Source organism: Arsenophonus nasoniae DSM 15247 (genome assembly GCF_000429565.1).
GTDB classification, from domain to species: domain Bacteria; phylum Pseudomonadota; class Gammaproteobacteria; order Enterobacterales; family Enterobacteriaceae; genus Arsenophonus; species Arsenophonus nasoniae.
On record NZ_AUCC01000013.1, the window covers coordinates 15,845 to 29,833 of the forward strand.

10 protein-coding genes, 1 tRNA gene and 1 pseudogene are annotated in these 13,989 nt (G+C 31.9%); 9 read left to right on the forward strand and 3 right to left on the reverse strand.

Annotated elements, in window-relative coordinates; translation table 11 throughout:
* Positions 1–107: 107 nt before the first annotated feature.
* Together G468_RS19725 and G468_RS0104910 are read right to left on the reverse strand one after the other, a co-directional pair.
* Positions 108–679: pseudogene (locus G468_RS19725) on the reverse strand (DNA-3-methyladenine glycosylase I).
* A gap of 432 nt (positions 680–1,111) precedes the next feature.
* Entirely contained in the window at positions 1,112–1,507 is a 396-nt protein-coding gene (locus G468_RS0104910; RefSeq protein ID WP_026822175.1) for a hypothetical protein, read from the reverse strand.
* Positions 1,508–2,216: 709 nt separating this feature from the next.
* On the opposite strand from G468_RS0104910, the gene G468_RS0104915 reads away from it, so the two are divergent.
* The 8 genes from G468_RS0104915 to glyS all read left to right on the forward strand — a co-directional run bounded on the left by G468_RS0104915 (position 2,217) and on the right by glyS (position 12,001).
* On the forward strand, positions 2,217–2,519 hold the full coding sequence (locus G468_RS0104915; RefSeq protein WP_026822176.1) for a hypothetical protein: 303 nt from the start codon (positions 2,217–2,219) through the stop codon (positions 2,517–2,519).
* Positions 2,520–2,734: 215 nt separating this feature from the next.
* Positions 2,735–3,439 carry a hypothetical protein gene (locus tag G468_RS0104920; RefSeq protein ID WP_026822177.1) on the forward strand — a complete coding sequence of 235 codons (705 nt, stop codon included), beginning with the start codon at positions 2,735–2,737 and terminating at the stop codon, positions 3,437–3,439.
* A gap of 8 nt (positions 3,440–3,447) precedes the next feature.
* Complete coding sequence (locus G468_RS0104925) at positions 3,448–4,326, forward strand: hypothetical protein (RefSeq protein ID WP_135677395.1); 879 nt, start codon at positions 3,448–3,450, stop codon at positions 4,324–4,326.
* 106 nt (positions 4,327–4,432) lie between these two features.
* Positions 4,433–7,057, forward strand: coding sequence for a hypothetical protein (locus G468_RS22270; protein WP_051296948.1), 2,625 nt, complete (start codon positions 4,433–4,435; stop codon positions 7,055–7,057).
* 67 nt (positions 7,058–7,124) lie between these two features.
* Positions 7,125–7,508, forward strand: coding sequence for a zinc metalloprotease (locus G468_RS22275; RefSeq protein WP_051296949.1), 384 nt, complete (start codon positions 7,125–7,127; stop codon positions 7,506–7,508).
* Positions 7,509–7,616: 108 nt separating this feature from the next.
* Positions 7,617–8,729, forward strand: a complete 1,113-nt coding sequence (locus tag G468_RS19735) for a M10 family metallopeptidase C-terminal domain-containing protein (protein WP_162143407.1) — start codon at positions 7,617–7,619, stop codon at positions 8,727–8,729.
* A 281-nt stretch (positions 8,730–9,010) separates the two neighbouring features.
* Positions 9,011–9,922 (forward strand): glycine--tRNA ligase subunit alpha, encoded by a 912-nt coding sequence (glyQ, locus tag G468_RS0104940; RefSeq protein ID WP_026822179.1) that lies wholly within the window; start codon positions 9,011–9,013, stop codon positions 9,920–9,922.
* A 9-nt stretch (positions 9,923–9,931) separates the two neighbouring features.
* Positions 9,932–12,001: a glycine--tRNA ligase subunit beta gene (gene glyS / locus G468_RS0104945; RefSeq protein ID WP_026822180.1), complete on the forward strand. Its 2,070-nt coding sequence runs from the start codon at positions 9,932–9,934 to the stop codon at positions 11,999–12,001.
* A gap of 166 nt (positions 12,002–12,167) precedes the next feature.
* Here the strand turns inward: glyS and G468_RS0104950 are convergent, their stop codons facing one another.
* Positions 12,168–13,523 (reverse strand): filamentous hemagglutinin N-terminal domain-containing protein, encoded by a 1,356-nt coding sequence (locus G468_RS0104950; RefSeq protein WP_026822181.1) that lies wholly within the window; start codon positions 13,521–13,523, stop codon positions 12,168–12,170.
* Positions 13,524–13,867: 344 nt separating this feature from the next.
* Here G468_RS0104950 and G468_RS0104955 point away from each other — a divergent pair.
* Positions 13,868–13,944: transfer RNA gene (locus tag G468_RS0104955), tRNA-Pro, on the forward strand.
* Positions 13,945–13,989: the final 45 nt, after the last annotated feature.

Consider the following 13,989-nt stretch of genomic DNA (forward strand, 5'->3'; position numbering starts at 1 on the left):
ATTCTACTGAAATTAATAGAATAATGGCTTGGTTAACAAATTAATTACCAGATATTATAAATTTTTTATATTTATGTGATTATAAATTTATCATAATGATATTTTTATTACTCGTTTTTTTTCTGCCGGCAAATACAATTGCTTAAATGGTCGTTAACCATACCGGTTGCTTGCATAAATGCGTAACAGATGGTGCTACCAACAAATTTAAAGCCACGTTTTTTTAAGGCAAGAGAAAGATGTTTAGAGATAACGGTATCAGTAGGTATTTCACTTTTATGTTGCCAATGATTGATTTGCGTTTTTCCATCGACAAATTGCCAGAGAAATTGGCTAAAATCCTCACCTGATTGGATCATCGTTAAGTAAGCTTGGGCATTGGTAATGATAGCATTGATTTTCATGCGATTACGCACGATACGGGGTTCTTGCATTAGACGATCGACATCCTGCTGAGTCATTTTGGCAATTAGAACGGGATCAAATTGATAAAAACAGTCACGATATAGCCAGCACGTTTTTTCAAAATAGTATACCAAGAGAGACCGGCTTGTTGACCTTCAAGGCAGAGCATTTCGAATAATCTTTGACTATCTTTTTCTGCTTTTCCCCACTCTTTATCATGATAGGCAATATATTCCTCATCGGTAGTTACCCAATGGCAACGTATTAGTGTCATTTTTTTATTACTCCTATATGAGGTATCGGATATTGATAAGTTTATGATAGGAATTTTAATCAGTATTGCTATTACTTGGCATAACAATAATATCGGTAATTTTTCTTTAAGCTATGGGATGGTATTAAACAGGTAATGCATTTGATTGCGGAAAATAGCTATTTTAATCAATTGAGAAATAGGTAAATTATCATTTATTTTAAATTTTATAAGGTTGACAATGCAATATTTAAACAAGTTTATTAGTACATTTTATTATGATCATTTTTAGTGGTTAGTAAAATAATATTGATTTTATCATTTAAATGTTAAAGTTAATCATGTGTTAGTTAATTAACCTATTTATAAACAAAAGGTTATAATAAATACATCACCTGCGAAATTAACAATTGATTATTTTAATTAAGATTATTTAATTTATTTTTTGTTATTTTAATATTTGATAAATGTAATTTGAGCTTGTTTAGCTAAAAACATTTTTTTAAATTGCCATTCAATAACCGCGGTTGCTCCTTGTGCTTTGAGCTTATTTTTAACCATAAGCCAAAAATTGACATTATCGGTATAAATAATAATTTTATAGGCGTTAGCGAGTGCATAATAATAAACAGGAGATGCTTGTTCAGCGGTGGCAGGAAAAAATGTCGAATATTGCCATTTTTGGCCACGATCAGAAGAAGCGTTGAGCTGCTGAATATGACTAATGTTCAACAGAGCTGAACGGTTAAATTCACCACTCTTTTTGTTAAGATCAATCAATGCTGACTGTGGCTGTGAAGTGCAGCTGGTTAGCATTAATAATGTCAGTATTAAAAATAATATTTTCATGTTAAATACATCTATTTATGCAACTTTAATTTAACGGCTTGCTTCTGACTAAATCATTTTTTAGTGCAATATTTTATTCTTGATCAACGAACTAAGGCCTGTTATATCATAAGGCTTAGTTAATTACCTTGATAGAGAATGAGTGAATAAATATCATATCTTACTATGTTACTATTTGGAAGCGAGTGTTTTTGTGAATTGAGTTAGCTAAGTTGTACCAAGCCATTAGTGAGTATTAATAGCAATAAAACCTAGTGTAAATTTATTAGTAATAAAACCAAATAAATATTGGTTCTTGTGACCTCTTGCGCTCCCCAAAATAGTAGATAATTGGCTACTTAGGTTGAGTAAAATAATACACTATATTAGCGTTTTTTATTATTCCATGACGGATTTGTAAAAGTTGGCAAGCTGCCTATTTGGCGCTAATTTACAAATTAACTAATATAATTAACTTTTTGATTTGAAATAACATTTCTTATCTTATATCAATTTTATTACATGATTTTGTTGAATTGACAGTGCCTTGGATCATTGTATTTAAGGTTATATGGATATAAGACAAATTTAGTCGCAATTGTTGTCATTCATTTATTATTCTATTTTTATTTATTTTTCATTAATTTTTAACAAAAAATTAACAATAATTTTTGAAAGAATATATAATAAAAAATCCATTATAATTTATGTAATTTTAAGGTAAATATTAATGAAAGTAGCGTCTAATGCTTTTAAACTTAATTATATTTCAGTGGATGATAAAGTTAGTAATAAAAAGGAGTTATTTGAAAAAAATAATAATCAAGAAATACTTAATGAAGTAAATTCAGGCGTTGTCAATTTAGATGAAAAAAATGTTAATACTAATAATCTTTCTTTAATAATAAATCAGAATATTAGTAAAGAACGAGAAATTAGAGAAGCAAGTTTACCAAAGTTTCATAACTCAATTAAAATTGATAAGCTAATAAATTTAATTATAAAAATAATATTAATAAGCAAATCGATATAAAAAATACTAATGAATATATTGAATTAAAAACGGAAATTTATAAATTAAGAAAAAAAATATCAAACGATAAAATATTAGCTTCAGGATTAGAAGACCTAACTAATGTTAATAATTTATTAAAAAAAGAGATACAAGCACATGAGTATGATGCGGCTATTTATTCTAGGATTTTAAATTTAGCACAAGAATCGACAACGATAAATCAAATATATAATATGGGGAATCAAATAAATTCAGAACCTCTATCTAGCATAAAGGGTAAAATATATGAAATTGCGAATATTATTTTATCATTTAGTGATATAAATGAAAACGAAAGTGAAGAAAACATTAATAAACAAAAAGAAATATTAATTAAAAAGTTAGATGATTTTCTTATATCAATAGATTCTTCACATTTGTTAGTTGAAAATCAATTTTTAAATACTGTGGAAAATGATATTAACAATAAGCTCAATAATATATCTTCTACACCGATTAGATTTGAATTAAATAAAATTTATCAAGAAGTAATTAACTCTTATTTTGATAAAATTGATATTAATGAACAAAGGGAGCTGCTAGTAAATATTCACAAAATAAATATTGTTACTCGGCTATTTAATGAAAAATATCGTTTTAATCAAAACAGTGATAAACATAATTTGCCAATTGAAGTTATCAGTGTTTATGCATTATGGTTACTTTATTCTATCTATGAGACTGACCAACATGCTTTTGGTAATTTATCCATAGAAGATGTTGTTAATACAGAGATAATATATAATTATATTGATGATAATAACAATATTAAATTTGATACTTTTAATATTTTTGAATATTTAACACGACATATTGAAGAAATTAACTCACCTTTAATAAATAAAAAGAATATTAATATAAAATTCCCAACAGAATATCGTGCTGAATTAATTAATTAATTAATTATTTGAATGAGGAAGCAATAAATTTAAAGAAACAAGTTGATATGCTAAAAAGTATTGATTTATTAAAACAAAAAAAAGATAAGTTACTAGAAAAAATGCCACATCTGGAAAATTATTTAGCAAAATATTTAGTCCAACAAAGTGAAAAATATAATATTAATCATACCTCCTTAGATGATCTGGTCACATTTTACTATAAATCTTATTCATTTAACCCAGAAGTGGAAAGTCTGCAAAAGTATTATTATCCTCCGATCGAAAAAACGTACACTGTGCGCGATATTTTATTAGGCAGAGAGCGAAAATGGTTATCTGAAAATCTAGATTATAAATTAGATGAAGTGTTAGGTGCGATATATCCTGCTCAATATACAAAACCACTTATTAATAAAATAAATTCTGCTAATATTCAAAATAGTTATATTGATGAAATGGAAAAAATTAAAAAAAATGATGAGATAAAAAAGCAGTTTTATGACTATTTAGAGCATGTATTAACCACTTACGGTAAAAAAGACGTTTTATACTACTTAGTGGAAAATAGCCCGGGATTGTTAGTATTTCCTGATAAAGATCGCGGACCTGTTACTGGTATTGATAAAACTATTAATGGCATTAATTCAGAAAATACGCCTGTTGCGGTAATATCCATTTTTACCGGTGAATGTCTTCATTATCCTTCATTCCGTGATTTTAAACGAGCAATTACTAAAAGTGAAAAGTTAAAATCATGGGCAAATTTTCATTTTGATAATTATAGCGAGCTTGACCATTCAAAACTTAAATTAAATAGAGAAAATATAGACTACTCTTTTTTATTTGAATCTATTATCGATTTTAATATAAAAAAAAGCAGATATATTAATCAAAACACACACTGAAGCGTTACTTATTGAATTATTTAGTCGTTTAGAAAATATAATATTTCTTTACTCTCTTTTTTCTATTGCCATGGGCCCTGTAACAGGGTTTATATACAGTTCTATTTTGGCTGCATCACCAGCATTTATGAAAGCAGCAATTAGTGATAAGGAAGAGGAATATAAAAATTATTTAAAAGAAGGGATAATGAATGTTTTAGCCGAAATTGCTGGTACTGTTACATCAGAGGTTATAACAAGATCCCTAACGAAAGTAGTTAGCCTTTATTCAGAATTTAAATTTAAAAGAAGAGTAATTCATTATGATAAAAAGGGGATGACAAGACTAATTCATGATTTTCAAAAAGATCATTTTGATATGAAGATTACTTTGTCACCAGAAAAAAACGAAAATCGAGTTTTATTGGGAGTTGAAGAAAAGTTCAACCCAAATAATCTGACCGCTGATATTCCGGCAGAAAAGTATTTAACTGAACTACATTCAAATCCCTCAATTGCGAAAAAAATTGATGAGCCAATTACAGAAGATGATTCATCAATAACTGCTATTGCGAAATATATGCACGATCATGACATGATAGATATTAGATATCGAGGGGTATCTATTTGGAATAATGCACAAGATGAAAGTCCTATGAATCATTTAACTGTAGTTGGCAAAAAAGATAATAAGGAATATGTTTTTGACTTAACTGCCCATCGTTTTAAAAATATTGACAACTCATCTTTAGATGGCCCACTTATTTTAGAGGAATCCATGTGGGAAAAAAGATACCGTGAAGCTTTCCCTAAAAAATTAATTAAATATAAAGATTTTGCTGGTGAGCAAATGGCTGTAGCAAATTTTAGATTATATTTCAATCAATCTGCTATTGACATTATTGACGTTATTGAAGGTACTAAAACATTAAACTCACCAGATTGGTATATAAAAGAACTAACAACAAAGACTGATATTAATCCTACAATTAATTATATAATTAATAAAAATCCACTTCTCAATGTCGTTCATGCAATTGAACTTCATGGTACAACTTATAAAAATAATTGGGAATATATTAGCGATGTATTATATCGTTCTCATAAAATAGATGAACAATATAAGGAGCCATTAATTCGTGGATTATCAGCAATAGCGCGAGATTCAAATGCTAAGAATATCTTTGATCCATCGATGCGTATATTGCGTAGTTACCGGCAAGTTAGAAGCATGAATGACTTAATACAAGCTAAAGCTGGAGAAATTTTATTTTTTTATACTGAGAACGACAAATTGGTTTATATGTTAGTGAGCTTAGGCAATGGCCTATTTAGTGGTAATAATAATAGTAAACTAGGCGCTTATCTCAATAATAGTAATAGCATTATTATGGCAGAACAGATTGGTAACTTTGTCGATGATAAAATAGAGCGATATGCTCCAGAATTAGGTAAATTAAAGGTATATGCAGCCCAGCCATATGGTAGCACATTGCCCCAAAACACGATTAAAGACGTTGCTCTGGAAGCTTTAAAAAAAGAATCAATCGACTCAGAGTTACCTGAGTTTATGACTCGAATTTTAGGCGATGCTCAAGAGTTAACATCTGAACAAATAGCCGTCTTTCAAGAAGATTTGCGGGCAATCTTAACGGCAGACAATAATAAAACCAGTGTTAGTAGTTTGTTAACAAATATAAAAAATATAGACAATGTTACCCAATTATCAGCATTGCCATCGGGTCGATTGATATTTTTTTATAACTCGGATTACAGTTTAAAAAGTATGATGATAAGCCTAGGAGAAGGGAAATTTGTTATTAGTCAAGGTGATCATATAGGTTTAGCGACAAAGCAATTGCATGATATTGTTTCAGTTGATCAATTTGCCCGCGTTGCGGGTGGTAGATTTAACTATACAAATATTGTTACTGGTACTATTAATTTACAACGTATAAGGCAAAAGACGCTATTAGGTCAGAATTCAGTTTTCAATTTAGAGGGAAATAAATTATTTATTAAGCCGCAGGGAAGACCTTCAATTATAAATTATATGGATTCTACCGAGTTAAGTAATATTATTGAAGGCTTAGCAATAAAATTATATGGCCTTAATAATTGGCAAAAAGTAGAGACCATTGAGTTACAATCTTGCTTTGGTGGATTAGGTTCAATTCCTTCCGGTCAAGTGATAGCACATAAATTAGATAAAACAGTAATAGTGCATGCCTTTTCCATCGAAAAGGGTTTTGTGGTAAAAAATTATGAATCAGCACCAACACCTAAAATATATGAAGCTGATGTTTATCTTAGTGATGATGATTTAAAGTTAGCCATGCAACAAAGTCTGGCAAATAGCGAGTTTTGGCAACAATTAATACTATTATTTAAAAACTCAGATAAATTAATAAATAGAGTAAACGATAACAAATTTGGATTGAAAGATGTATCAGGGCATCTTGTTTTTGATATGGCAAAATTAATTTTAAAAAAAATGGACTTAGATGATTTTTTATCTTCGCATCCAGAATATTATGGATTTAATGGTAAGGAATTTAATGATATTTTTAGGAGACTAAAAAAGATACTTGATTCTACAGAAGTTACTAATTCAGTCCAATTTGCTGAATTTATAATGAACCTCATTTCATTTAATAAATATTCATACACTATAGCAGATAAGTTTCTTAGCTCAAATCTATTAGCCGTTGAACTTATAAATAAATCCTTAGAAAATGATTCGTTAAAATAATATTGAATTATTTTAATTGATACATCGTTTATATCTTTTTTACTTTTAATATTTATTAGGAGGAGTCATGATTGAAAATTATCTAACTAAAACTTTTTCATCATATTGTAAAAAAATAATGGAACAACTTAATTATCAAAAAAGGGGATATGAGATCAAAAAAAATGAAAAACAATCTTATGATTCCTATGCAGCAAGTGAAGAGATATTGAATTCTAAAATAGCGGATAATACCACTAGTTTACCATTTAAAAAGGTTGTAATAACCTATTCATTTGGAGGTTATAACGGTAATTATGAAATTAGTTCCGTGCCAATTGAACAACAACGCTGGTTTAGCGAAGCTTTAGATGTTTGGTCTGATGTTGCTAACATTAAATTCACTTTGGTACCTAAAGTTACTCCTAGTAATATTTGCTTTAGAATTTCTTTGCACAAACCAAATGGATAAATTTCTTATTTATCAAACCAAGATATGCATTTAGATAGCATACCTTGTGTTTTTGATTTATATAAACATAATGATATATTACAACCTGAAAAGGGCAATTATGGTCAAATGGTACTAGTCCATCAAATTGGCCATGCGCTCGGTTTATCTCATCCTGGAAATTTTACTAATATCGCTTCTGATATTTATTCACCCGACTATTTGCAATGGAAAAAAGGAAGGTTAAGTTTTTGGAAAGAGGCGCGTTACCTTGAAGATACTCGCCAATATACGGTGATGAGTAATTGGAGTGAAAAATATACTAATGCTGATTTTCACGGTGCTTATCCTTATACCCCATTGATAGATGATATATACGCTATACAGCAGTTATATGGTGCTAACATGGAGGCGAGAAAAGAAGATACGGTATATGGATTCAATTCAAATACAGACAAAGATTATTATTCAATAAAAGCTAATGATAAAGTTGCTATTTTCTCTATATGGGATGCTGATGGTAATGATAGCCTTGATTTTTCTGGTTATCATCAAGATCAAAAGATAAATTTGAATCCTGATTCATTTTCTGATGTTGGTGGTTTAAAAGGAAATATATCAATAGCAAGAGACGTAATTATTGAAAATGCAATTGGTGGAAAAGGAAATGATATTATTATTGGCAATGCGTCTAATAATATTATTAAAGGTGGAGCAGGTAGTGATATTATTTATGGTGGTATGGGGCAAGATACACTTTGGGGTGAAAATAATATAGAACTATCCGCATTAACTAAAAGTATAGCCGCGATTCTTTCTTATACTTTTTTTACGCTTCCATATCAAAAACCTCAACAACCTGAACAGATAATAACAACCAATAATCTCAATAAATTACTTTTTCCTTTCTCAGAAAATGAAACACCGACTTCTAACGTTTTTGTTTATACTACTTTTGCAGAATCATTACCTACATCACCTGATATGATAATGGATTTTCGCACAAATAAAGATAAAATTGATTTGTCGGCGATTAATGTCCGTCATAATATTGCCCACAAAGACAAAAATTTTATTCATTTTGTGGAAAAATTTCGCGGTGTTCCTGGCGAAACCGTCATATCTTATAATGATAAAGACCATTTTTACCATGTTAGTATCAATGCTGATGATAATTTAGAGCCAGATTTTGTCATTAAAGTCGCTGCTGATGCTGTCGTTGCCAGTGATTTTATTGTATAAATCCTTACTCGCTCATATGAATATTGCCGAACAAAAGTATTGTAATAAGTAAAATTAGAAAATACCGCTTAATTGATAATGTTTGAATTAATTTTCAACGCTAATGATTAACTAATAATGGGGTTAATCAATCAGCTAACTTAAAATTATCAAAGATTTATACAGCTGTTTTTTCGCGTCAAATAACATCAATGTATAATCGATGCTGCATATCTGTTCGCCAAAGGGTATACTGAACCACTTTTTTAAAATCACAATCTATCTATCGCGCGAATCTAAACATGCAAAAGTTCGATACCAAAACCTTTCAGGGATTGATCCTAACATTACAGGATTACTGGGCGCGTCAAGGCTGCACCATTGTTCAACCATTGGATATGGAAGTTGGTGCAGGGACGTCGCATCCGATGACTTGCTTGCGGGCACTAGGCCCGGAGCCGATTGCTGCCGCTTATGTGCAACCCTCTCGTCGGCCAACTGATGGACGTTATGGTGAAAATCCAAATCGTCTTCAGCACTATTATCAATTTCAAGTCATTATTAAACCCTCACCAGAGAATATTCAAGAGTTATATCTTGGCTCATTACAAGCATTGGGGTTAGATCCCACGATTCATGATATTCGCTTTGTTGAAGATAACTGGGAAAATCCAACTTTAGGTGCCTGGGGTCTTGGTTGGGAAGTTTGGCTAAACGGGATGGAAGTCACCCAGTTTACCTATTTTCAGCAAGTTGGTGGTTTGGAGTGTAAACCGGTTACCGGTGAGATCACCTATGGTCTTGAGCGCTTGGCTATGTATATTCAAGGCGTTGACAGTGTGTATGATCTACTCTGGTCTGATGGCCCGTTAGGAAAAACAACCTATGGTGATATTTATCATCAAAATGAAGTTGAGCAGTCGGCTTATAATTTTGAATATGCCAATGTTGATTTTCTATTCAAATGTTTTGAAGAGTATGAAAAAGAAGCACAATATTTATTGTCGCTAGAAACGCCACTGCCTTTACCCGCTTATGAGCGTATTTTAAAAGCTGCCCATACGTTTAATTTATTAGATGCCCGTAAAGCGATTTCAGTTACTGAACGGCAACGTTATATTTTACGTATTCGCACCTTAACTAAAGGGGTTGCAGCTGCTTATTATGCTGCTCGTGAAGCACTGGGTTTTCCAATCTGTAAAAATAAGAACTAAGAGGCTGTCATTATGCAACAGACTTTCCTGGTGGAAATCGGCACAGAAGAGTTACCGCCGAAGGCTCTTCGTTTATTAGCTGAATCATTTGCGGCAAATTTTAAACATCAATTAACACAGGCTGAGCTGCCGCATGGTGAAGTGCTTTGGTATGCTTCCCCCCGCCGGTTAGCATTAAAAGTAACTGATTTGGCCGCCTATCAAGCTGATCGCGAAGTTGAGAAGCGTGGTCCGGCAATTAGTCAGGCTTTTGATGCTAGCGGTAAGCCGACTAAGGCTGCTGAAGGTTGGGCGCGTGGCTGCGGAATTAGCGTTGAACAGGTAGAACGTTTGGTTACTGATAAGGGGGAGTGGTTATTTTATCGCGCGACCAATGAAGGTCAGGCAGCGCAAGTGTTGCTTGGCGATATGGTCGTTAACGCCCTGAGTCAATTACCGATCCCAAAACTGATGCGCTGGGGAGATAAGGAAACTCAATTTGTCCGTCCTGTTCATACCGTAATTATGTTATTAGGTGATCAACTGCTTGAGGGTGAAGTATTGGGTGTTCAGAGTGGTCGCATGATCCGTGGCCATCGATTTATGGGGGAAGCTGAACTTACTATTGATTCAGCTGAGCAATACCCGGCGATATTACGTGAACGTGGTAAAGTTATTGCTGATTATGAAGAGCGTAAGGCCTTAATCAAGCATCAGGCAAATAAGGTAGCACAGCAATTAGGTGGTACTGCTGAATTGTCTGATAGTTTACTAGAAGAAGTAACATCCTTGGTTGAATGGCCAGTGGTATTAAACGCAAAATTTGAACAGAAATTTTTGTCAGTACCTGCAGAAGCTTTAGTCCATACGATGAAAAGCGATCAAAAATACTTTCCCGTTTATGATAAGGTTGGCAATTTGATGGCCAATTTTATTTTTGTCGCCAATATTGAATCTTCTGAGCCCCAGCAAATCGTTGCCGGTAATGAAAAGGTGATCCGTCCACGCCTGGCAGATGCTGAATTTTTCTTTAAAACCGATTGTAAAAAGCGTTTAGAAGAACATTTACCTCGATTGGAAACAGTTTTATTTCAAAAACAGCTGGATTCATTGCGCGATAAAACCGATCGTTTAGAAGTGTTAGCCGGCTGGATTGCGGCTAAAATTGGTGCCGATGTTAATCATGCTACTCGTGCGGGTTTGTTGTCCAAATGTGATTTGATGACCAATATGGTGTTCGAATTTACCGACACACAAGGTGTTATGGGGATGCATTATGCCCGTCGGGATGGTGAGGCTGAAGAGGTAGCGCTAGCAATCAAAGAGCAGTATCAACCTCGTTTTGCTGGTGACCAATTACCGACTAATCCTGTCGCAGTTGCATTAGCACTAGCCGATAAAATGGATACTTTGGTAGGTATTTTTGGCATTGGCCAACCGCCTAAAGGCGATAAAGATCCCTTTGCATTACGTCGTGCGGCGCTTGGCGTGTTACGTATTATTGTTGAAAAGGGTTACGATCTGGATTTATTAGCGTTAACACAGCAGACGGCTCAGTTGTATGGTGATAAATTAACCAATAAAAATGTTATCGATGATGTGGTCGAGTTTATGTTGGGTCGATTTCGCGCCTGGTATCAAGAGCAAGGATATCGCATTGATACTATCCAGGCTGTTTTGGCACGCCGGCCAACTAAACCGGCTGATTTTGATGCCCGTGTGAAAGCCGTTACCCATTTTCGGACTTTGGAAGCGGCAGAAGCACTGGCTGCTGTTAATAAACGGGTTGCCAATATTCTGACTAAGTCAGATGAGAAATTGAATGACAATGTTGCCGCTAGCGTGTTAAAAGCACCCGAAGAGGTCACCTTAGCGGCCCATTTAGTTGTTTTACAAGATAAATTAGCACCATTGTTTGCTGATGGGAAATACCAGGGCGCATTAATCGAACTGGCCTCACTGCGTGAAGTTATCGATGCTTTCTTTGATAATGTGATGGTGATGGATACTGATCAAAAAGTCAGGATCAATCGTTTGACTTTACTGAGCCAGTTGCGTGATCTGTTTTTACAGGTAGCCGATATTTCGTTATTACAGTAATTTACTTACCGATTAAAAATCCCTTGAAGGTTAATTCAAGGGATTTTTATTTATAATTAATCCTTGTCTCTGTTAGAAAAAAAACAGTCATATTATTAAAATTTATAAAAAAATTTTTATCATGACTAATGAGGGTTTTATATTAATTAGTAAATGAAGAGATTTATCACATAATATTTTTAGAAAGATCGAGTTCAATATTGCTATTAGCGTTTCGTTTATGGGGTAATACAAAGCTAAAATCAAGAAATTTACTAGATTTTAGCTTTGTTAAATCGTATTTTGGTGAAGTTAATATAAACTGATTGACAATATATGCGTTGTTTCCCTTTATGGTGACTTTTTGGCTATGATCCATAATTCCGCTATTATAAAATGTCCCATCTTTTATTTCATAAAGACCAATTTTGCTTTTTATTTTAGATTGATTATTAATATCGGCGTTATCGGCAAATATTTCTGCTATTTCTGTATTTTGGATTGTACCATTATTGTTAAATTTTCCATTTCTAATAAGAAAATGGCTATTTTTACTTTTTATTTTTTCTTGATTATCAATAGTTGAATTGATTCCAGTAATGACTAATATTTCAGTATTATTTATAGTACCGTTATTATAAAACTCTCCATTGGTTATTTCATAATGACTATTTTTATTACTGAAAAGTGTACCTGCATTATTAAATATACCATTTTTTATTGTATAATGACTATATTTGCTATTTATTGCTGAATGACTATCAATGGTTAAATTGGCATTTTTAGCTAGTATTATATTTTGCAAGATATCGTCAGTAATATTAATAAATTTGGTCGCATTAATATTATTTATAGTAGTGAAAATATTGCTGATAATATGCGTATCATGAACTGCGATGGTAATATTATTGACATTTAAATGGCTGGATTCTAACGTAACCGATCTTGCCAATAATTGTATTGTTTTAGCATCGGTAAATTTTCCTTGCTTGATATTTTTAAAATGAATGTGTTTTCCTCTTATATTATTAGTTAAGTGATTGGAGGGAATCTTAGTCTCAATTGGGTAAGTAACCAAGCTGACACGATCGGCATTAGTGAAACTACAGTGATTACTACAATTAATGCCATTAGGATTAGCAATAATTAACTGAGGCTTATTATTGCCTAAAATAGCAATATTACCATTAATGTTGGATTTTTCTGCTGAAATTACTTCAGTAATAATAATGTTAGCAGGGTTGTTAGTGGCATTATTAATTTTTATGCCATTTTCACTCACATTAAATTTATCATATTTATTATGAGAAATTTTAAACTGTCCATGAGAAACTGCGGGTAAGATATCAATTGTTAACGACTTATTCACAGAATTTAAATTAATTTTTCCGTTAGAGCTAACAATTTCAGTGGGTTGTTTTAATGGAGTGGAATTATTATTTATCCCAGATAGTTTTGACGCAAATATATTGCCAGAAAATGATATTGATACCATTATTGTTAATAAAGCTAATTTAGGGTTATTGTTTTTTGATAAACGCATGCTATATCCTTATAAAATAAATAATTTGCTATCTATAAATTTTTGGCTAATTTATTTTAACTTTTTTAAAAAGACAATTAATTTTTTTAAAACTTATTATTTTATATAGAATTTATAATATATTTAATGTGTTATTTGTATAATTCAATAATTTGTATTGATGTAAATTATGATCAATGGTGGTTTTATATTAGTGTTAATTATATTATTGTCAAAATAAATTTTCTGTTATTTACTTGCTTATTAAAAAGCATATAGTTGCTTTTTTTATCATCGTGATAGTAAATATTAACTAAAAAATTATTGACGACTTTATCATGTCGCAGTAAGATGCACACCGTTTTCGGCGAGTAGCGCAGCCTAGTAGCGCAACTGGTTTGGGACCAGTGGGTCGGAGGTTCGAATCCTCTCTCGCCGACCAGATTTCCTAGTCCTGCTTTTAGCAGGACTTTTTCATTTCTGCCTA

What these genes read in the sequence shown, in the direction of transcription:
- G468_RS22275 (WP_051296949.1), top strand. Translation starts at nt 7,125, where the DNA reads ATGATTGAAAATTATCTAACTAAAACTTTTTCATCATATTGTAAAAAA.
- G468_RS0104920 (WP_026822177.1), top strand. Translation starts at nt 2,735, where the DNA reads ATGGGGAATCAAATAAATTCAGAACCTCTATCTAGCATAAAGGGTAAA.
- G468_RS0104910 (WP_026822175.1), bottom strand. Translation starts at nt 1,507, where the DNA reads ATGAAAATATTATTTTTAATACTGACATTATTAATGCTAACCAGCTGC.
- G468_RS19735 (WP_162143407.1), top strand. Translation starts at nt 7,617, where the DNA reads ATGGTACTAGTCCATCAAATTGGCCATGCGCTCGGTTTATCTCATCCT.
- glyQ (WP_026822179.1), top strand. Translation starts at nt 9,011, where the DNA reads ATGCAAAAGTTCGATACCAAAACCTTTCAGGGATTGATCCTAACATTA.
- G468_RS0104950 (WP_026822181.1), bottom strand. Translation starts at nt 13,523, where the DNA reads ATGCGTTTATCAAAAAACAATAACCCTAAATTAGCTTTATTAACAATA.
- G468_RS0104915 (WP_026822176.1), top strand. Translation starts at nt 2,217, where the DNA reads ATGAAAGTAGCGTCTAATGCTTTTAAACTTAATTATATTTCAGTGGAT.